We start from the raw sequence: 20,707 nt of genomic DNA, 5'->3' as shown, positions 1-20,707 counted from the left end.
AGTGATAAAGCTACATATCAGAACGTAAACCCACTGCTTCACATTGACCCCAATGATAAAAAATCAAATTTATATTATAGCCTTAAAAGCGTAAAATTTAAGTGAATAGTCAGTTTTATTGGCAGTGAAATCAATTGAATGACAGTGTGTCGATTTTGTGTATTTAGACAATATGGCTGACTTGGGAAATGCAGTTTTATGTGTTAGTTTTGATGAAAATGAATGTTTTTCTGCGCTGAATTTCTGCAGATGAGTATCTAAAAAATCACGAAAAATTGAGGCATGAAATGGCTAAACATTATGACTATTTGGTAATTGGGGCAGGAAGTGGTGGTATTGCTTCGGCCAATCGCGCGGCGCAATATGGTAAAAAATGTGCATTAATTGAAGTTGCAGATTTGGGCGGGACTTGTGTCAATGTGGGGTGTGTGCCTAAAAAAGTGATGTGGTATTCTGCGCAAATCGCCGATGCTATTCAAAAATACGGCCCAGATTATGGTTTTAATACTGAATTAAAATCGCATGATTGGAATACGTTAATTCAAAATCGTCAAGCTTATATTCAGCGTATCCATGCATCGTATCAATCAGGTTTAGCTAAAAAAAATGTTGATGTGATTCAGGGCTTTGCTCGTTTTGTAAATGAAAAAACAGTTGAAGTAAATCAGCAGCAATACACTGCAGATCACATTTTAATAGCCACAGGAACTGAGCCAACACGTCCAGATATTGAAGGGGCAGAGCTAGGAATTGATTCAAACGGTTTCTTTGAATTGCAACAATTACCAAAACGCACGGCAATTGTCGGTTCGGGTTATATTGCCGTAGAGTTAGCAGGTGTTTTAAATGGGTTGGGTTCAGAAGTTGGATTGTTTATTCGTAAACAATTGCCGCTGCGTAGTTTAGATCAATTTTTAGGTGAAACATTACTTGAATGTATGCGTGATGAACATATCCAAGTGCATACGCAAGCCATTCCAAAGAAAGTCACTCGCCAAGCGGATCAGTCTTTGTTATTACATCTTGAAGATGGTTCACAGCATGAGGTCGATTGTCTGATTTGGGCAGTTGGACGTAAACCAAATACACAAGCATTGAACTTGGCTGCTGCAAATGTGCAGATTGATGAAAAAGGATATATCGCAGTAGATCAATTCCAAAATACCAGCCAAGCAGGTATTTATGCGGTGGGCGATATTATTGGAAAAATTGAGCTGACACCCGTTGCTGTTGCCGCAGGACGTAAATTGTCTGAACGTTTATTCAATCACAAACCAAATGAATATTTAGATTATCAAAATGTTGCCACGGTGGTCTTTAGTCATCCGCCTATTGGTACGGTGGGTTTAAGTGAAGCGCAAGCCATTGAACAGTTTGGGCAAGATCAGGTCAAAGTCTATCAATCTTCTTTTACCTCAATGTACACGGCTGTAACTCAGCATCGTCAAGTGTCTAAAATGAAATTGGTCTGCGTTGGTGATGAACAGAAAGTCGTGGGCGTGCATGGTATTGGCTATGGCATGGATGAAATTTTGCAAGGTTTTGCAGTCGCGGTCAAAATGGGCGCGACCAAGCAAGATTTTGACAATACTGTCGCAATTCATCCAACTGCTGCAGAAGAATTTGTGACTATGCGCTAATGGAGTAGCGTAGTCGCACACAAAGAGTATGGGTTAAAAAAATCCATACTCTTTTTTATTTTTGAAATTTGTAGATAAAAAATCAGAAGATAAACGTCAGAAAGATAAAGTTTGTTATCGTTATTTAGTTAGCCTAATAAGAAACCCACCGAAGTGGGCTTGTGCGATCAAACACCATCCATTGTGTTTGGGGTAGATTATCTCACGAAAATGATTAAGGTTTGATTAAGAAATTTTTGTTTTATTAAGTTTATCTTTACAACTTTGTAGTCCATGCTGCAAAGACTTTAAATCTATGTTATAATATAACTTGTACAATAAAAATATCTCTATTCTCTCGTAGTTATTCATCATCATGCTGTGCTGCATTTATTTTCTATGCACTGCAAATTAAGTGTGATGAATGTTGTTGTATTAAAAACTATGCTCAAAATTTTAATTTGAGCTTGATGTGTAAGTTATAAATGAATTGGTGTAAATATTGAAAAAAATGCAAACAATGCTTGCGAAAGCAGTGAATGGTCGCGAAATTATGGTGTCTTTGGTGGCATCAAAGAAAAAGCAAAATACCCGTGATGGTTTTAAATGGGTCGAAGTCGGAAAACATGTGTTGTTGGAATGTGGTCAGGAAATTGAACTGAATTTAGATGGTCGCAGTTTTTATACCGATACGCATGAAATGTTCCGTTTACCGCATCGGGTTAATTAAGTTTTGGTCTGAAATGAATATTCAACCTAGCTAAACTGGATTGCATAATATGTAATTTAGAAAAGCTTTTAAAAGTTTTATCCAGAAAAATCCCGTTCATTGGCGAACGGGATTTTTTTATTTTATCTTTTACTGTGGCAGAGCACAGTTGGTAATGAATTAAACCTTAACAATCAAAACAGGAACAGGAGACTGAGTCAGTACGTTTTGGGCAACGCTACCGAGCATCATCTTTTTCACGCCAGTACGGCCATGCGAACCCATAATAATCAGGTCAGCACCAATTTCATTGGCAATTTGTACAATCCCTTCAGAGGCTGCAACACCGCGGATAATTTTGGTATCTACCGAAATACCTTCACGGCTAAACGATTGCTGAATTTCAGCCAAACGATTTTGTGCATTTTGTTCAGCCTGCATGAAATAATCGGTAATTGCTGGTGCAACTTTGTAGAAGTCCACGCCTACAAAAGGATCAACTGCAATTACACTCATAATAGTAACAGGGCAATTTAGATCTTTTGCCAATGAAAGTGCTTGTTCGGCTGCAGCATAAGACATAGGTGACTCATCTACTGGAACAAGTAAGTGTTTATAAGTTGTCATGGCAAATCCTTATTAAAAATTTATGATGAAAATATGGCTTAAAATAGTGATTAAGCTTTAACTACAAGCACAGGTAATTCTGTATGACGTAATACGTCTGTGGCAAAGCTACCCAATAATAATTTTTGGAAACCTTTACGACCATGTGAACCCATCACAATCACATCGGCATTTAAGTCTTTCGCAGTTTTGATTACACCTTCAGCAGATACCAAACCCTCAACCACGCGAGTTTCTGCATTTACACCCACTGCTTTCGCAATTTCATCTGCTTCTTTTAATGCCTTTTGTGCATTGGCTGTCGCTTGCACAAAGTATTCTTTCATAATGGCAGATGAATAATTATAGTAAAAGTCAGAATCAGTAAATGGGTCTTCCGCAACAAGGCTAATTAAGGTGAGTTTACTGTTAAATACTTTGGCAATTTCAGCTGCATGTTTGACCGCTGAAAAAGAAATTTGTGAACCATCTACAGGGACTAAAATATTTTGGTACGACATGCGGGTAACTCCAGAAATTATGATTATTCGCCTTACACTTTATTGATAGCATATAGTCTATATAGGTTCAATTTAAAATCTGAAAAAAGATTGATAATTCATTTAATTACCCGCCAAATTTGCTGAAAGAAAAGATAAGCTGAAGATGATGAATTTACTCAACTCAACGGCAAAGCTATACGATAAAATAAGATGCTAAATTTGCAAAAATAAATAGACCTTCATAATTTAATTTTAAATTACTTGGGTTTGAATTGGGCCTATGAATCTTGAGGGAAATGTGGTTTGAAAATAATTTGGATGTTGCTGTGTTTTATGTTGTTAAGTGCTTGTCAAACCACGCAGCAGAACAGTCGAATCATTGCTGGTGCATTTAATCTCACCACAGGCTTGCAGCAAAAAATCATGGATCGCTATGCACCCAAAAACATACAAGTGCAACATGATATTGTGTATGCCACGCAGCCCAATTTGAGTTTTGACTTGTATCAAGACAGTCAATTGCAAGATTTAGCTGCACGCCCGACAATTGTCTGGATTCATGGTGGTGGCTGGATTGCAGGTTCAAAAGCCCACGCACGTGGCTATTTTAAATTATTAGCCGCGCAGGGCTTTAATGTAATTGCCGTACAATATCAATTTGCCCCGCATGCAACTTATCCTACTCAGTTGCAACAAATTGATCAGGCTTTAAATTACATCACGCAACATGCAGAAAAATATCAGCTTAATCCACAACAATTATATTTGGCAGGTGATTCTGCAGGGGCGAATTTAGCGAGCCATTATGCCGCATTATTGAGTAATCCAGCGTTTGCACAGCAGTCTAATTTACAGCCGACTATTCAGCGCAAACAACTTAAAGGGCTGATTTTGCACTGCGGGATTTATGATCTAAAAGCGTTTGTTGAAACTGCGCCAGATGAAATGAATATCGTAGAGTAGGGTGTTTATAATTTGGTGCAGGCTTACACGGGAGATCGGAAACAGGACAGTGAATTTCTGAAGAATATTTCGCCTATTCAACATTTAACGGCAAACTATCCTGCGGTATTTATCAGTGGTGGTAACAAAGACTTTTTAACAGAAACTCAATCTATGCCGATGCTGCATGCTTTACAGCAACAGCAGATTCCTGTGACGACAGCATTTTATCCAGATACAAAAGCATGGTTAATTCACGAATATCAATTTTTTATGCACCAAAAAGAAAGCCAACAAACTTTTGCTAAAACAGTAGAATTTATCCGAAGCACAGCAGACCCTAATGTATCGCGCATACAATAAATCAATACGATGCTTCAGAAAAAGTGTTTTTTAACTGCTTAAGTTATTTAGCTTTTGCTGTTTAAACTTTAAAACTGCCAAAACCACACAACCAAAAATCAGTCCCCAAAATGCAGAACCAATACCAAAAAACTGCACCCCAGAAGCACTAAATAAAAAAGTCAATAAAGCAGCTTCACGTTCTGCAACCTGCTGAAAAGCGAGGGCGATGTTGTGTCCAATGGTGCCAAGCAGTGCAATTCCTGCCAAAGCTGTAATAAAAACAGCAGGGAATGCCATCAGCAAACTGGTAAGCGTTGCCGCAAATATCCCCATCAAGATATAAAACAAACCGCAGCTAATTCCCGCAATATAGCGCTTACTGGCATCGGGATGCGATTGATCATCTAAGCTAATCGCAGCACTGATGGATGCGATATTGACACTAAAACATCCAAATGGCGCGAAAATCGCTTGTGCTGTGCCTGTCCAACCAATTAAGTGACGTACATTTGGGTTAAAGCCATAGCTTTTGATCATGGCAAGACCGGGCAAATATTGCGATGCCATATTAATGACAAACAAAGGCAGGGCTAAACCTAAAATAGCAGACCAACTTAATTCAGGTTGCATCCAAACTGGTTGTGCAATACTCCATTGCACACTCGGCATTTGAAATTGCAAGAAGATTGGGCATAGTGCGACCCCAATCAATACAGTTAAAACAATGCTATAACGCGGGCTAAATCGTTTTGCCAATACATAGGCTGCCAATAAAGACAAAATAAATGCCCATGCTTCTTGCAGACTGGTAAATAGGGCAATTCCAAATTTAAGCAGCACACCTGCCAACATGGCGCTGGTTAAACTCTGTGGAATATAAGTCAGTACCTTTTCAAAAATACCTAAAAAGCCAAGCACTGCTGTGAGTACGCCACAAAATAAAAATGCGCCAATTGCTTCGTGTAAGCTATAACCGCTGTCCGTGGCGATAATCAGTGCCAAGCCTGCGGTAGACCATGAGGTCGCCACAGGATATTTAAATTTCCAAGATAAAATCAGCCCGCTTAGACCAATACCTAAACCCAACGCGCAAAACCAAGAGCTGATTTGCTCAGCACTTGCGCCTAAAATTTGTGCTGCCTGAATGACTAAAACCGCGGAAACACTAATACCGACCAAGAAGGTAATAAAACCTGCAAATACTGCAGGCACAGAGAAGTCATTTAAAAGTTTTTGCATGCTTTCTTAGACATATTTTCTATAATTTATGAACAGATCATACACATTTGAACAAATAGTCAAAAGTGTTTTTTATACTTTTTTTATAGCGTTGAGCTTGCCAGTCTAAAGCCAAAACCGCAGAACAAAATACCAATGCTTGCAACGCAAATGGCTGCAATTTTATAGCGTTGATTGAAATAACTGGCTAATTTGACTCCTGAAAAAATCAAGATAGATAAATAACCCATGCTAATGATTTGTAGGACGATGGCTAAAACAGCAAAGCTCAGCATCGGGTAGGTGTAATCAGGATTGACGAATTGCACAAAAAAAGACAAATAAAACAAAATTGCTTTTGGGTTAATAACGCTAATCATTAAAGCAGTTCGGTAGGGATGAACCCGTTCAGTTGTATTGCTCGTTGCTGTTGTAGAAAGATTGGCGTGCGAAGTTCTGGTTTGTGGAAACCATGTTTTATAGGCTGCAATCAGTAGTTTAATACCTAAATAGCCTAAGTAGAGCGCACCAACTACTTTTAATAAGGTGAATAGCCATGGAAAAGCATGCAGTAATGAGGCTGCCCCTAAAATGGTGCACACAATTAAAATCAGATCACCCGTAAATACACCGAAAGCAGCTGCATAGCCTGTGCGTATCCCAAAGCGTGAAGCCACTGACATGACATAGAGTGAGTTTGGGCCAGGCAAGAGCACAATTAAGGTTGTGCCAATTATAAAAGTGCTGAGGTCACTAATACCAAACACGCAAACTCACCTAAATAAAAACCGATGTTGCAGTATAACAACATCGGTTTTGTGGCTTAGTAAAAATTTTGGAATTTTACTGGGATAGGTTAAAGCTTAAGCTTTAATCTCTGCATCTAAGCCGAAAGACTGGCGTAATAGGGTGGCAAGTTGCTCACGCGCTTTAATAAAGCCATCAATGCCGCCTTGTAACAATTGGAACGCCATCAAATCTGCCTCAAGTTGCGCTTTGAATTGTTCCTTTTCAATTGCTGCCAGTGGTTCAGCTTGAACTTGAATGCCATTGGTCGATAACGCTGCAGCGACTTCTCGTTCATCAGCTTCAAGTTCTGCCAATAAATTTGGTGCAACGGTCAATAAATCACAACCAGCTAAAGCCAAAACCTGATCTATACTACGGAAACTCGCGCCCATAATTTCAGTTTGTACTTGATGCTGTTTATAGAATTGATAAATTTTCTTCACCGAAAGTACACCCGGATCTTTTTCAATAGGGTAGTACATGACATTTTCAGCTTTTTTATACCAATCTAAAATACGACCCACAAATGGTGAAATCAACGTCACTTTGGCATCTGCACAAGCATGTGCCTGATGTAAACCAAACAATAAGGTTAAATTGGTGTGAATGCCTTCGGCTTCCAACACTTTCGCCGCTTGAATGCCTTCCCATGTCGATGCAATCTTAATCAAAATGCGGTCTGAATGAACACCATAAGCTTGGTACAGTGCTAAAAGTTCTTTGGCTTTGGCAATGGTCGCATCAGTGTCATAAGACAAAGAAGCATCCACCTCAGTCGAAACACGACCTTCAATCAGCTTTAAAATTTCTACACCAAATTTGACCGTTAAAATATCAATGCTGCGCTCAACCAATAGATCATTTGTATAACCTTCAGCTTTGGCTTGCTCAAATGCAGCTTCAATCAACGCTTTATTTTCAGGTTGATTTGCAGCCGCCGTAATGAGTGATGGGTTGGTGGTCGCATCCAAAGGACGAAACTTTTCAATCGCAGCCAAGTCACTACTATCTGCAACAATGGTGGTTAAGTTTTTTAGTTGATTTAAGGCTGTCTGTGTCATTCGAGATCTAGTTCTTAGGTTATTGCTTATACATTCAGTTATATCACAAACAGCTTTTAACCCAAGTACCAAGTAAGAGGGTTTGTGGATTATTTACCAGTTTTTCTCAGATTTCGGACGTGATTAATCAAAAAATGAGCAGCAGCGCCCAATTGATGTTCTCGGCTCCAGACCAAATCGACAAAATATTCAAATTTTGGGGTGAAATCTAGCAGCTGTAAAATTTTTAATTCGTGTTGTAGTTCAGGATGTTCATTCAGCATTTCCAAGGGCAAGACACCCCAGCCTAAACCCTGCTTAATCATACTGCAGGCAGAATGATGATTATCGGTACGCCAATAGTGCTTAGAAAATAACAACTCGGGTTTAATCTGCCGATCACGGCTCGCCACTACAATTTGCCGATTTTGTAAAATCTGTTCAAAACTGACTTGATCAGATTCAGCCAGCGGTGAATGTCGGGCAGCGACAGGCACTAAAATTTCACGTTTTAATTCCACAAATTGTTCACTGCTTTGTAATTGTTCGCGTTCAAACATAAAGGCCAAGTCCGCTGCTTGAGTCATGAGTAAATGCAGTGCATCTTCTTGTGGCGCAGAGAAAATATTGATCTGCAATTCAGGAAATTGCTGTTCTAGTAACACAATATAATCTGTCCAGCGAGTGTGTAGTAATTCAGACACCACCACAATATTTAAGTGTGCTTCCAGCCCAGAACTGAGCGCAAAAGCATGTTGTTTCCTTTGCTTCATTTCTATGAGCAGTTGTTTGCTTTTTTCGTAAAGACTCTGCGCTAGTGGGGTAGGCAAAGGTTCACGCCCAATCCGTTCAAACAGTTTTAGGTCTAAATCAATTTCTAAATTGGCTATCGACATACTGACTGCAGAAGGTACTTTATTTAATTTACGTGCAGCTGCGGAAAAAGAGCCCATTTCCATGACAGTAATAAAAATAATCAGCTGATCTTGGTTGATATTCATTATTGGTACTTGATTTATCTTTCAATATTATTGATAGATTCTAACTCGAACATTCAAAACTATGAACATAAAATACTCCTCAGTATTTAACGTCATTGAGTGGGATCATGTTAATTTCCAAGAGAAGATTGCTACATGCGCTGAGCTATGAAGTAGTTTTATTAATTATTATTGCTTTGGCACTTAGTTTTGTATTTGAAATGCCCATGCAAGTTACTGGTGGTTTAGGTATTGCAATGGCAGTGACTTCGGTGCTTTGGAATATGCTGTTTAATCATTATTTTGAAAAGTTTGAAGCCAAACACAAACTCAATAGAACCTTGAAAATACGGGTATTACATGCCGTAGGTTTTGAAGGTGGACTGATGCTCGCGACCATTCCAATGGTGGCCTATGCCTTACAAATGTCGATCGGGCTGGCGATTTTAGTTGATTTATTGATGACGCTCAGTATTTTGCTCTATACCTTTATTTTTCAATATTGTTATGACCATATCGAAGCGAAATTGGGTTATGCTCCGCAACATTCAGTCAGATAAAACGCTAGTGGCTAATTAAAAGTGAGCTGCTATAAATTAAGCGCTATAAAAAAGCCACCTGAGCGAATCAAGTGGCTTTTATTGCTATCTAAATTGGAACTAGGCAGAATTATTTTTCAATAATGGCTGTTACACCTTGACCGCCTGCTGCACAGATTGACACCAATACACGACCTGAACCTTTTTGATTCAGAAGTTTCGCCGCAGTGGCAAGAATACGTCCGCCTGTTGCTGCAAATGGGTGACCTGCTGCCAAAGATGAACCTTTGACGTTCAGCTTGCTACGATCAATTGATCCTAAAGGTGCATCTAAACCTAAACGCTCTTTACAGAAGTTCGGATCTTCCCATGCTTTTAAGGTCGACAAGACTTGTGAAGCAAATGCTTCGTGAATTTCGTAATAGTCGAAGTCTTGTAATGTTAAACCAGCACGTTCAAGCATACGTGGGACAGCGTATGCAGGCGCCATCAACAAACCTTCTTTTTTACCTACAAAATCAACTGCGGCAGTTTCTTGGAAAGTCAAATATGCCAAGACTTCATGACCATTGGCTTTTGCCCATTCTTCAGAGGCAAGTAATACGCAAGATGCACCATCGGTTAGTGGAGTCGAGTTACCCGCCGTCATAGTGCGCGCGTCGCCTTTACCAAAAGCAGGTTTTAACTTCGCTAGTTTTTCTACAGTAGAATCTGCACGTAAGTTATTGTCACGTTCTAAACCTAAAAATGGCGTGATGAGATCATCAAAGAAACCTTCGTCATAGGCAGCTGCCATTTTTTGGTGAGATGAAGCTGCTAACTCATCCTGCGCTTCACGAGAGATGCCCCATTCCAACGTAGTAATGGCTTGGTGGTCGCCCATTGATAAACCTGTGCGTGGTTCACCGTTACGTGGCGCATCCATTAAATCTTTAATGTTGATTTTGGTTAATGCTTTTAAGCGGTCTTTACCTGTTTTTGCAATGTTCAATTCAAGCAATGCTTTACGCAAACCATCGCCAAATGCGATTGGCGCGTCAGAAGTCGTATCTACACCGCCTGCAACACCAACCTCGATTTGACCCAGTGCAATTTTATTGGCAACTAAAAAAGCAGCCTGCAAGCCAGTACCACATGCTTGTTGTATATCGTAAGCAGGTGTTTCAGGAGCAAGGGCAGTATTGAGTACGCACTCACGAGTCATGTTAAAGTCACGGCTGTGTTTGAGCACTGCACCTGCAACAACTTCACCCAAACGCTGACCTTGTAAGTTGAATCGTTCAACAAGACCATTTAATGCTGCTGTAAACATATCTGTATTAGATGCAGTAAAGTAAGCGCCATTAGAACGTGCGAATGGAATACGGTTACCACCGATAATAGCAACGCGGCGAACAGTGTTTTGGCTCATAATTTTATCCTGTTGAACAGAGGTATTGGTATTAGATGGTGCTTTTGTTTGCGTTGAAGCAGTTGTTTTAGCACGGCTAGTCGTGCGGGTACGTGTAGTTTTTGTCGTACTCGTGTTGGAACGGGTTGCAGTGTTGCTACTTTTGCTTGTACGTTTAGCAGTTGATGTATTTGACACAGAATCCGTTGCAGAATTTTCCACTGCTGGATTTTCTTGAGTTGTTTTGCTCATAAGGCTTTTCCAAGCATGTTAAGGGTCTACTTGATGCGTACATTAGCACAATAGTATGACAGCTGAATTGACTACAATGACATTGCAGAATGCATTCAGGTCAAGACATCTGATAATTAACTCAAGTATGATTTAGCACAAACAGGTAACGCTATTGAAATGTGGGCATTTGGCATCATATTGATGTTAAAAGATATCGTGTAATCCATCAAAAAATGAATTTATGAGAGATAATAATCATGACTGATCAATACCAAACATTTGCAAAATCTCCTATTGGTAAATTTGTCATTAAAAATTTGGGTTTACCATCCCCAACTTTTTTAGATCGTTTCGAGTCTGCAACGCCTGTGGTAAAAGGTGCAGTACTTTTAGGTGCAGCGCCTGCAAGTGATTTATCTGCTGAAATTGCACAGGTTTTAGCCAATGTACATGCCAATAGTTATGCAGGCAACAATGCAGAATTGCAACAAGCTGCGGCAAAAGTAGGTTTAAATTTAGGTGCGTTCAATTCGGGCGATAAAGAATCTAAATTTAAAGTGGTGGTGTTTGATGCTTCAGGTATTGAAAACTCAGAACAATTAAAAGCGCTTTATGATTTCTTTAACCCAATCGCACGTCAAATTCAGGCTTCTGGTCGCGTGGTGGTGATTGGTACTACACCAGAAACTGCAGGCAGTGTGAAAAAAGCCATTGCACAACGCGCTTTGGAAGGTTTTGTAAAATCGGTAGGCAAAGAATTTAAAAAAGGCATTGCGGCTAACTTAATTTATGTCGATCAAGGTGCTGCAGCAAACTTAGAATCTACGTTACGTTTTGCCATTTCACCACGTTCTGCTTATGTGTCAGGTCAGGTGATTCGTGTGTCGAGTGCTGCAACTGTAGATGTAGATTGGGCAAAACCATTGGCAGGTAAAACTGCTGTAGTGACAGGTGCAAGCCGTGGTATTGGTGAAGCGATTGCGCATGTGTTGGCACGTGATGGTGCACACGTTATTTGCCTAGACGTTCCACAACAACAAGCAGATTTAGACCGTGTTGCCGCTGAAATCGGTGGTTCAACACTAGCAATTGACATTACTGCTGCAGATGCAGGCGAGCAAATTAAAACAGCTGCCGCTGCGCAAGGTGGTTTGGATATTATTGTGCATAATGCGGGGATTACCCGTGACAAAACTTTGGCAAATATGAAACCAGAGCTTTGGGATTTAGTCATTAACATCAACTTGTCTGCAATTGAGCGTGTGAACGATTACTTATTGGAAAATGATGGTTTAAATGCCAATGGTCGTATTGTTTGCGTATCTTCAATTTCAGGTATTGCAGGCAACTTGGGTCAAACCAACTATGCAGCATCTAAAGCTGGCGTGATTGGTGTCGTGAAATTCACCGCACCTGTTTTAAACAACGGCATCACCATTAATGCGGTTGCACCGGGCTTTATTGAAACGCAAATGACTGCTGCAATTCCTTTTGCCATTCGTGAAGCAGGTCGCCGTATGAACTCTATGAGTCAAGGTGGTTTACCTGTAGACGTTGCAGAAACCATTGCTTACTTTGCTTCATCGGCATCGACAGGTATTAATGGTAACGTGGTACGTGTTTGTGGTCAAAGCTTGTTAGGGGCTTAACACCTTCAAAGTTCTCTCCCTTGGGGAGAGGATTTAGGAGAGGGAGATAAGGGGATAGATTATTAACCCTTCTCTCTAGCTTTCTCCCAGCGGGAGAAAGAACTCCATTAAATAAATTAGAAAAACTTCTCAAAGGTTCAGTATGAATACTCGCCATTTTAGTCAACTTCCAAAACCCTATTTAGCCTATCCAAAAGTGATTCAGGGCTTAATTTTTAAAAAGCCAAAAGGTGAAAAAGTTCTGCCGCAAGTTGAATATGTGGTGGATTCATTCAAGGTCGATCAAAAGCACTTAAAAGCCTATAATGCAGTGACAGGTTTTAAAAATAACGGCTATATTCCTGCAATTTATTTGGCTGTATTGTCACAAAGTCTGCAAATGCACATGATGACCCAAGAAGCATTTCCATTTGCAATTTTGGGCTTGGTGCATATTCGCAACCAAGTCAAACAAAGCCGTAAAGTTGGATTGAATGAACAACTGACCTTGTCGTGTAAATTTGGTGAATTGCAACCACATGATAAAGGCGTACAGTTTGATTTTATTACCACCGTTAAAGTAGGCAATGAGGTGGTGATGGAAGGTTTGACCACGTATTTAGCACGTCAAAAAACCACCACTAAAGCTGCTGCAAAGCCTGCAGAAAGCAAAGCGCTAAACTATGCCGTTCAAGCTGAATGGGATATTTCTGAAAATACAGGTCGCCGTTATGCTTTAACGTCTGGCGATTTTAACTTAATTCATATCCACGCGATTACTGCAAAAGCATTTGGCTTTAAACAAGCGATTGCGCACGGCATGTGGAGCAAAGCCAAAGCCTTATCTAGTTTAACTTTGCCAGATGCTTATGAAGTCGATGTGTGGTTTAAGTTACCTATGTATTTGCCATCTAAAGTTGAGTTTTTAACTGCAACGGACGCTAAAAATACAGATTTTTTAATTCGTAACAGTAAAAACCAAAAACCGCACGTGACAGGTGTTGTCACCGCGCTTTAATTCAGTGATCGAAAGCCTAAATCCTTTGGATTTAGGCTTTTTATTTGCGCTAGCTTTTTATTAATAATAAAAACGAGATAGACAGGACGATGCAACATTTAAAGGATTATATTTTTGCTGAAACTGAAAATTATCGTGGATGGGTTGCACCTGAGTTTCATGATTTAGCGATGCAATTTAGCCGTTTGCAAAATGCACGTAGCCAACAGGGCGGAGCTGCTTTAGCGGTGTACTTTCAAGGTCAGAAAGTCGTCGATATTTACACAGGTAAAAAGTCGCCAGATGAAGACTGGCAAGCCGATACGTTATCGGTATGTTATTCCACAGGCAAAGGTGTATTAGCGACACTGGCACATATTTTGGTCAGTCAAGGACTGGTCGATTACGATACTCCCATTTATATATACTGGCCTGAATTCGCCCAAAATGGCAAAGCATTGATGACCTTAAGGCATGTGCTGAGTCATCAAAGTGGTTTATATGACATCCGTAATATCATTGCCGATGCGACTGAAATGGCAGATTGGTCGCACATGCTGGATGTGTTGGCTCAAGCCAAGCCACGTTTTGATGTAGCAAGTGAGGCAGCGTATCAACCTTTAACTTTTGGCTGGCTGGTCGGTGGGATTTTAGAAAAAGCTACAGGTCAAACATTGGCTGAATTGATGCAGCAATACTTGGTTGAATCTTTGGCTTTGGATGGGGCGTATTTTGGTGTGCCTGCGTCTGAGCTTTCCCGTGTCGCACGACCATTTAAAACTGCTGTGACATCAGCGCAAACAGATGCATCATCTACAAATAAACAGACAGCTAAAGTTAAAAACCAAGCTAAATCGAGCAAACGTCCTGTATCAATATTCGATAAAGTCATTGCATGGAGTGGGCAAAATCCGCAAGACTTTCAGGATGGCATGATTCCCAAAGGCATGAAAAATTTTAGTTTTTTTAGTGATACAGGCTTACAAGCCGTGATTCCTGCTGCCAATGGTGTATTTACTGCCCAAAGTTTGGCACGTATTTATGCCATGTTGGCGCAGGGTGGATCATGGCAAGGTCAGCAATTGATTCAGCCTGAAGTTTTTCAGCAATTGAGCCAAGTACAATATGTACAGCGTGATCGGGTCATGCCTATCCCGATGCATTGGCGATTAGGCTATCACCGTGTATTAAGTTTGGGTAAGCGCTCTCACGGTTTTGGACACATGGGTTTTAATGGTTCAGGCGCGTGGTGTGATCCTGACCGTCAACTCAGTTTTGCCTATACCCATAATTTTGCTGCAGGTTCTTTAATTGGTGATTATCGACTTTGGGGACTGAGTCAGGAAGCCATTCGCTGTGCAGATCGGCAATTGCAAGGGCGTAAAGGCTGGTTTTAGGCGTGATTGTACGTTCACTCTTTGCCAAAAAAACAGTATGCTTAGACCTGTAAAAAGGAGCATTCATGTATCAGGTACTTGCGCGTAAATATCGTCCTCGTAATTTTAATGAATTGGTGGGACAAAACCATGTATCACGGGCATTGACCAGTGCTTTGGAACGTGGGCGTTTGCACCATGCTTATCTTTTTACGGGAACACGTGGTGTAGGTAAAACTACCATTGCGCGTATTTTGGCCAAATGCCTGAACTGTGAAACAGGCGTGACATCTACCCCATGTGAAGTGTGTCCGACCTGTACTGCGGTCAATGAAGGTCGTTTTATTGATTTAATCGAAATTGATGCGGCGTCACGTACTAAGGTTGAAGACACACGTGAGTTGCTCGATAACGTACCTTATGCACCGACTCAGGGACGTTTTAAGGTTTATCTGATTGACGAAGTGCACATGCTGTCTACGCATTCGTTCAATGCTTTGCTAAAAACTTTGGAAGAACCGCCTGAGCATGTGAAGTTTCTGTTTGCGACCACAGACCCACAAAAACTCCCTATTACTGTGATTTCGCGCTGTTTGCAATTTACTTTGCGTCCATTGCAGGTCGATGAAATTACCAGTCATTTAACGGATATTTTAGCCAAAGAACAGATTGTTGCAGAGCAAGATGCAATTTGGCAGATTGCTGAATCTGCGCAAGGTTCTTTGCGTGATGCGATGTCTTTGACAGACCAAGCCATTGCTTATGGTCAGGGTGAAATTCATCATCAAGATGTCAAAGACATGCTGGGCTTGATTGATCGCACCATTATCTATGATTTGATTTTAGCGATTCATCAAAACCAACAGCAGCGTGTGAGTCAGTTGTTATTACAATTTAGACAGCAAGCTTTAGATGTGTCTTTGGTGTTGGATCAGTTAATTTCGACACTGCATGAATTGGCAATCATGCAATATCTGCCAGATTTAAACCTAAAATACAGTGCTGAAATTAATCAAAAAATTCAGCAGCTTGCGGGTCTGATCTCTGCACAAGATTTACAGTTGTATTATCAAATTGCTTGTAAAGGACGCGCCGATTTACAAATTGCCGTAACCCAAGAACAAGGCTTTGAAATGTGTGTACTGCGTTTACTGGCATTTCGACCTTTGCAAGCCAATGAAGTGTTGGTTGCTGCGCCACAAAATACTGCACAAACAGCGGCTTCCCAGCCAGTTGCTCAAATGGAGCAAACTCCACAAGCTGTGGCAACTCAAAATACAGCACAAGCGGAACAGCATGTAACTGAATTAGATGCGGTTGCAACACCTGATCTTGATGGATTTGACTATGAGGATGACGATTATTCAGATCACACCACGACACAAGCCAGTGTTGCGGAACCTTCTTCAGATGATTTTTTAGATGAGGATGAGCCTCAAGCTTTAACACATCAAGATCAACAGTCGATTCAAGCGCAACAACCGACTCCGCGAGCGCTACACTCAACAGCTGCGATTTCACCAGAATCTATGTCAGAACCTGCAGTGAATGAAGAAACTGCAATACAGGCTGAGGATAAGCAATCTGAATCTATCGTGTTTGATCCAAATGCAGATGCACAATTGTTTGGTTTAGATGAAGATGCCTCATCGGTAAGCACTACATCTGATGTGCAAAGTCATGATGATTTTTTACTGGAAAGTTTTGATGCCGTTGCACCGTTAGGTGATCTTGCTGCATCAGCCGAAACATCGCTAGTTTCATCTACACTACAATCGAATAATGCTTCACCGTCAATTACACAAAATGTAAGTAATGCAGAAACCGCTTTATTTGATTTAGCAGCGACTGAAGTCGAACCGAATGTTGCCAGTGCGACAGCACAACCGCAGCAAACCATAGCATCTAATGCCGATGATCAATTAATGCCGCAGGATATTCTGCGTTTACAGCCGCAAGTTTTAGAAGGTGAGTGGACTTTAGACAAGTGGGAATATTGGTTTAGACACAGCGAGTTGTCACCTGCCGTGCAAGAATTGGCGCAGCATGGCGTAATGACGGGGCAGATTAATGCTGAATCGGTTTTTCATATTCCTGAGCAATATCAGCAGTTATTGACTCAACTGCAACATGCTTTAGAAAGTGCTTTAAAAGAACAGTGGAGTAAAACTCTGTTTAAAGTGCAATATGAAAATGTGGATGACACGACACCGTACATTTTGCAGCAACAGCGCAAACAACGCGCTTATCAACGGGCTGAAAATTTATTGCATCAAGAACCGATTGTGAAAGATATTTTGCAAAACTTTGATGGCGAATTACATAACATTCAGTTGAAATAACCTGTTGTTAGCTTTTGTTTGCAGAATTTTAAGGCTGGGTCAAACCAGCCTTATTTTTTGCTAAGCGCAAGCTGAATCTGTGCTTTTATATGGCTGTAATGCTTCGCGGATGGAGTCAGGAATCGGGCAGTTTTGGCGTGTAATTCGATCTACAAATACATGCACCACTTGTCCTTGTGCAGCGGCAAGATTTTGATTGTTTTTAAAAATTGCCAAATCATAAATTAAGGATGAGTTTCCAATTTTTTGAATAGCAACACCTACTTCAATCATTTCAGGATAGGACAATTCCTGCAAAAAATGACAGGTGGAATTGACCACTAAACCAATACAGGGTGATCGTTTGGGTTCAAAGCCTGCTTTTTGCATCAGTAGGGCATTGGCTGCGCTGTCAAAATAGCTGTAATAAGTGACATTATTGACATGTCCATACATATCGTTGTCTGCCCAGCGAGTTTGGATGGGAAAGAAAAAAGCGTATTGCTCACGGGTTTTGGTGTCAGGTTTCACAAGTTTACCTATATTTTTATCGACGTGGTGTCATGCTTTAATGGGTGGAAATCATCCCAAATAAATGTAGAAAGTTAAATACAGAACGTTAAGCGTAAATGTTAGGCATAAATGGCTTGGTAAATCTGTAACGCATCCTGCATTTGCATTGCTCTCGGGTTGTTTTGCAATAAACGGCTTTGCAGCATCGCATCTTCTGCCAGTTGTGGCAGCATGTTTTCTGCTATGCCTAGGGCACTGAGTTTTAACACCAAGCCACTTTGATCTAAATGATTTTGTAAATGATCAATAAACAAATCACATAATCCATCTGTGCAGCCTTTACTGCGTGGGTCTAACCAACACATCAGTTCTGCATAATACTGTTTGGCTGCAGGCGCATTAAATTTTAAAACTTCGGTTAGTACCAATGCATTGCTATGCCCATGTGAAATATGGAAATGTCCGCCTAAAGGATAGGCAAGCGCATGTACCGCAGCCACAGGAGCATTGGCAAAGGCTTGTCCTGCCAGCATTGAACCAAACAGCATGTTTTGCCGTGCTTGCATATTGCTGCCATCTTCAAGCACTAATTTTAAGTTTTGATCAAGTAAACGCAGCGCATGTTTTGCCAGAAAATCTGAATACGCATTTTTTTTGATTTTAGAAGTATAGGCTTCAATGGCATGTACCATCGCATCTATACCTGTGGCTGCGGTAATCTGTGCAGGTAGATGACGGGTAAAATTGGCATCTAAAATGGCAACATCGGCATATAAAATAGGAGAAACAATGCCTGTTTTACTGGTTGCACCTGTGGTGACAATGGAAATAGGTGTGACTTCTGAACCTGTGCCTGCTGTAGTGGAAACTAGAATGAGCGGTAAACGTGGTGCTTTCGCATTGCCGACACCGTACAAGTCTGACAGTTGTTGAGTTTGTGCAGGATGACTCAGCACGGCAATAATTTTGGCGACATCCATCGCACTACCCCCACCAAAACCTAATACAACATCAATATTTTGCTGTTTGGCAAAATCAACTGCTTCTAACACAATCTGTTCTGCGGGGTCGGCTTGCACATTCGAGTAAATGGCATAGTCCAGTTGCAGTTGCTTTAAAATTTCTAAAATAGGTTGATGTAATTGTTGTTGTAAAATGCCAGCATCGGTGACCAATAACAAACGCTTATAATTTTTTTCGGTTAAAACCGTTTTTAGTTCAGAAATTGAACCCAATCCAGAAATAATGTTGCCAACTGTTTGAAATTGAAAATGCTGCATCGTCTTTATTCCTAATTTTTATACTTAATTCAACATTATTGTAGGGTCGCGATATAGGATTCATATCATAAATAACTTAACATAAGACTCTTAAAAATAAAGTAGCTTTGAGGTTGTTTATGTCATCCAAAACGCCATATAAGGTGTTATGTGTTTGTTTGGGAAATATTTGCCGCTCTCCAACGGCAGAAATTGTACTTCGACATTTTTGTGATGAACAACAACTCAATGTGTTGGTAGATTCTGCTGGAACCAGTAATTATCATCCAGGCAAAGCCCCAGATTTACGCAGCCAAAAACATGCGTTCAAACGTGGTTATGACTTATCTACATTGCGCGCGCGTCAGTTACGTATACAAGACTTTGTCGAGTTTGATTTGATTTTGGCGATGGATTTTGAAAACTTAAGCAATATTCAATCTTTAATGCGCCGTGCTGAAGCTGAACTGGGCAGTTTGCGCGCTGAAATAGCCTTAATGAGCGAACACGATCCGCATTATACGCAGCAAGAATTACCCGATCCATATTATGGCGAAGCCGATGGTTTTGAGCGGGTGCTCGATCAATGCGAGTCGAGTAGTCGCGCATGGGTGAAAGTTTTACAACAACAATTTGAATTGAAGGTTTAAGTCATGCACATTCACTACAACATGCAACTCAAACCTTTCAATACGCTCAATTTAGATGCAACTGCGTCGCATTATGTCAAAATTGAAAATATTCAAGATGTACAGGATGCTTTGGCATTTGCCCAGAAAGAACAATTAAATGTGCTGATTTTATCGGGTGGTAGCAATATGTTATTGCCTGAACATATTCATGCCTTGGTCATGCACATGGATATTCAGGGCATCGAAAAATGCGCTGAAGATGATGCAAGTGTCACCCTAAAAGTTGGGGCAGGACAAGTCTGGCATGAGTTTGTGTTGTGGAGTACGGAACAAAAGTTATATGGTCTGCAAAATCTGGCTTTAATTCCAGGTTTGGTCGGCGCTTCACCTGTGCAAAATATTGGTGCTTATGGCGTTGAAGTCGGTGAGTTTATTGAATCTGTGCAGGTCTATGATCGTGAATGCCAACAATTCAGCTCAATTGTTGCTGCAGATTGTCAGTTTGCCTATCGACACAGTATTTTTAAAGATCATCCCAACCGTTACATCATTACCCATGTGACTTTTAAACTGTTAAAACAGGCTGCGTTAAAATTAAATTATGGCGACTTAAAAGCTGCTGTAGGCGATGAGCAAACTGCTGAAAATCTGCAGCAACAAGTCATTCAAATTCGCCAAAGTAAGCTGCCTAATCCTGCAGAATATCCAAATGTAGGTAGTTTCTTTAAAAATCCTGTGATTTCGACTCAGCAATTTGACCAAATTGCAGCACAATTTCCAAATTTACCCCATTACCCACAGCCGAATGCGCAAGTTAAAATTGCAGCAGGCTGGTTGATTGATCAAGCTGGCTGGAAGGGAAAACAACTGGGTGTGGTGGGTATGTTTCATAAACAAGCGTTGGTTTTAGTCAATTATGCCGATGCCACTTTGGCAGATGTGCAACACACCTATCGTGCTGTGCAGCAAGATGTTTTGAGTCGTTTTGGTATTTCACTAGAACCTGAACCTGTGTTATTTGATGAAACAGGTTTGATTCGTGCACATCAACCGGTAGGTTAAGTGAA

General features: G+C 40.6%; 18 protein-coding genes and 1 pseudogene. 10 read left to right on the top strand and 9 right to left on the bottom strand.

What is annotated here, in order from left to right; all coding sequences use genetic code 11:
- Positions 1-287 precede the first annotated feature (287 nt).
- Positions 288-1,640 (top strand): glutathione-disulfide reductase, encoded by a 1,353-nt coding sequence (gene gorA, locus FTV28_RS04355; RefSeq protein ID WP_179989522.1) that lies wholly within the window; start codon positions 288-290, stop codon positions 1,638-1,640.
- Positions 1,641-2,121: 481 nt separating this feature from the next.
- The gene (locus tag FTV28_RS04350; RefSeq protein ID WP_019837226.1) at positions 2,122-2,349 is read left to right on the top strand and encodes a hypothetical protein; all 228 of its coding nucleotides are present in this window, start codon (positions 2,122-2,124) and stop codon (positions 2,347-2,349) included.
- Between the two features lie 159 nt (positions 2,350-2,508).
- Here FTV28_RS04350 and FTV28_RS04345 read toward each other — a convergent pair whose 3' ends face one another.
- Positions 2,509-2,955 carry a universal stress protein gene (locus FTV28_RS04345; RefSeq protein ID WP_004973247.1) on the bottom strand — a complete coding sequence of 149 codons (447 nt, stop codon included), beginning with the start codon at positions 2,953-2,955 and terminating at the stop codon, positions 2,509-2,511.
- 50 nt (positions 2,956-3,005) lie between these two features.
- Positions 3,006-3,455, bottom strand: a complete 450-nt coding sequence (locus tag FTV28_RS04340) for a universal stress protein (RefSeq protein ID WP_004973248.1) — start codon at positions 3,453-3,455, stop codon at positions 3,006-3,008.
- Positions 3,456-3,770: 315 nt separating this feature from the next.
- Here FTV28_RS04340 and FTV28_RS04335 point away from each other — a divergent pair.
- A pseudogene (locus FTV28_RS04335) lies at positions 3,771-4,742 on the top strand (alpha/beta hydrolase).
- 30 nt (positions 4,743-4,772) lie between these two features.
- On the opposite strand, the gene FTV28_RS04330 reads toward FTV28_RS04335, so the two are convergent.
- From FTV28_RS04330 to FTV28_RS04315, 4 genes are all read right to left on the bottom strand, one after another.
- Positions 4,773-5,963: a benzoate/H(+) symporter BenE family transporter gene (locus tag FTV28_RS04330; RefSeq protein ID WP_179989520.1), complete on the bottom strand. Its 1,191-nt coding sequence runs from the start codon at positions 5,961-5,963 to the stop codon at positions 4,773-4,775.
- 83 nt (positions 5,964-6,046) lie between these two features.
- A complete protein-coding gene (leuE, locus tag FTV28_RS04325) occupies positions 6,047-6,709 on the bottom strand; it encodes a leucine efflux protein LeuE (RefSeq protein ID WP_004973255.1) in 663 nt (220 codons plus the stop codon).
- A 96-nt stretch (positions 6,710-6,805) separates the two neighbouring features.
- On the bottom strand, positions 6,806-7,792 hold the full coding sequence (tal, locus tag FTV28_RS04320) for a transaldolase (RefSeq protein ID WP_136144603.1): 987 nt from the start codon (positions 7,790-7,792) through the stop codon (positions 6,806-6,808).
- An 89-nt stretch (positions 7,793-7,881) separates the two neighbouring features.
- Positions 7,882-8,772, bottom strand: coding sequence for a LysR family transcriptional regulator (locus tag FTV28_RS04315; protein WP_179989518.1), 891 nt, complete (start codon positions 8,770-8,772; stop codon positions 7,882-7,884).
- A gap of 107 nt (positions 8,773-8,879) precedes the next feature.
- Here FTV28_RS04315 and aceI point away from each other — a divergent pair, with 107 nt between their 5' ends.
- Positions 8,880-9,311 carry a chlorhexidine efflux PACE transporter AceI gene (gene aceI, locus FTV28_RS04310; RefSeq protein ID WP_179989516.1) on the top strand — a complete coding sequence of 144 codons (432 nt, stop codon included), beginning with the start codon at positions 8,880-8,882 and terminating at the stop codon, positions 9,309-9,311.
- A 109-nt stretch (positions 9,312-9,420) separates the two neighbouring features.
- Here the strand turns inward: aceI and FTV28_RS04305 are convergent, their stop codons facing one another.
- Positions 9,421-10,932 carry an acetyl-CoA C-acetyltransferase gene (locus FTV28_RS04305; RefSeq protein WP_096900885.1) on the bottom strand — a complete coding sequence of 504 codons (1,512 nt, stop codon included), beginning with the start codon at positions 10,930-10,932 and terminating at the stop codon, positions 9,421-9,423.
- A gap of 239 nt (positions 10,933-11,171) precedes the next feature.
- On the opposite strand from FTV28_RS04305, the gene FTV28_RS04300 reads away from it, so the two are divergent.
- The 4 genes from FTV28_RS04300 to dnaX all read left to right on the top strand — a co-directional run bounded on the left by FTV28_RS04300 (position 11,172) and on the right by dnaX (position 17,257).
- Positions 11,172-12,563: a 3-oxoacyl-ACP reductase gene (locus FTV28_RS04300; protein ID WP_179989514.1), complete on the top strand. Its 1,392-nt coding sequence runs from the start codon at positions 11,172-11,174 to the stop codon at positions 12,561-12,563.
- A 142-nt stretch (positions 12,564-12,705) separates the two neighbouring features.
- Positions 12,706-13,560: a MaoC/PaaZ C-terminal domain-containing protein gene (locus tag FTV28_RS04295; protein WP_131260931.1), complete on the top strand. Its 855-nt coding sequence runs from the start codon at positions 12,706-12,708 to the stop codon at positions 13,558-13,560.
- Between the two features lie 89 nt (positions 13,561-13,649).
- Positions 13,650-14,936: a serine hydrolase gene (locus FTV28_RS04290; RefSeq protein WP_178318673.1), complete on the top strand. Its 1,287-nt coding sequence runs from the start codon at positions 13,650-13,652 to the stop codon at positions 14,934-14,936.
- 65 nt (positions 14,937-15,001) lie between these two features.
- The gene (gene dnaX / locus FTV28_RS04285) at positions 15,002-17,257 is read left to right on the top strand and encodes a DNA polymerase III subunit gamma/tau (RefSeq protein ID WP_179989512.1); all 2,256 of its coding nucleotides are present in this window, start codon (positions 15,002-15,004) and stop codon (positions 17,255-17,257) included.
- 60 nt (positions 17,258-17,317) lie between these two features.
- On the opposite strand, the gene FTV28_RS04280 is transcribed toward dnaX, so the two are convergent.
- Together FTV28_RS04280 and FTV28_RS04275 are read right to left on the bottom strand one after the other, a co-directional pair.
- Positions 17,318-17,767, bottom strand: a complete 450-nt coding sequence (locus tag FTV28_RS04280; protein WP_004973275.1) for a thioesterase family protein — start codon at positions 17,765-17,767, stop codon at positions 17,318-17,320.
- Positions 17,768-17,868: 101 nt separating this feature from the next.
- Positions 17,869-19,029, bottom strand: a complete 1,161-nt coding sequence (locus FTV28_RS04275) for an iron-containing alcohol dehydrogenase (RefSeq protein ID WP_179989510.1) — start codon at positions 19,027-19,029, stop codon at positions 17,869-17,871.
- Between the two features lie 119 nt (positions 19,030-19,148).
- On the opposite strand from FTV28_RS04275, the gene FTV28_RS04270 reads away from it, so the two are divergent.
- Both FTV28_RS04270 and murB read left to right on the top strand, forming a co-directional pair.
- Positions 19,149-19,658: a low molecular weight protein-tyrosine-phosphatase gene (locus tag FTV28_RS04270; protein WP_004973278.1), complete on the top strand. Its 510-nt coding sequence runs from the start codon at positions 19,149-19,151 to the stop codon at positions 19,656-19,658.
- 3 nt (positions 19,659-19,661) lie between these two features.
- Complete coding sequence (gene murB, locus FTV28_RS04265) at positions 19,662-20,702, top strand: UDP-N-acetylmuramate dehydrogenase (RefSeq protein ID WP_004973280.1); 1,041 nt, start codon at positions 19,662-19,664, stop codon at positions 20,700-20,702.
- The last annotated feature ends 5 nt before the right edge of the window (positions 20,703-20,707 follow it).

The organism is Acinetobacter sp. YH12252, from assembly GCF_013417365.1.
GTDB classification, from domain to species: Bacteria; Pseudomonadota; Gammaproteobacteria; order Pseudomonadales; family Moraxellaceae; genus Acinetobacter; species Acinetobacter towneri.
This window is presented reverse-complemented; position numbering and strand designations above follow the sequence as displayed.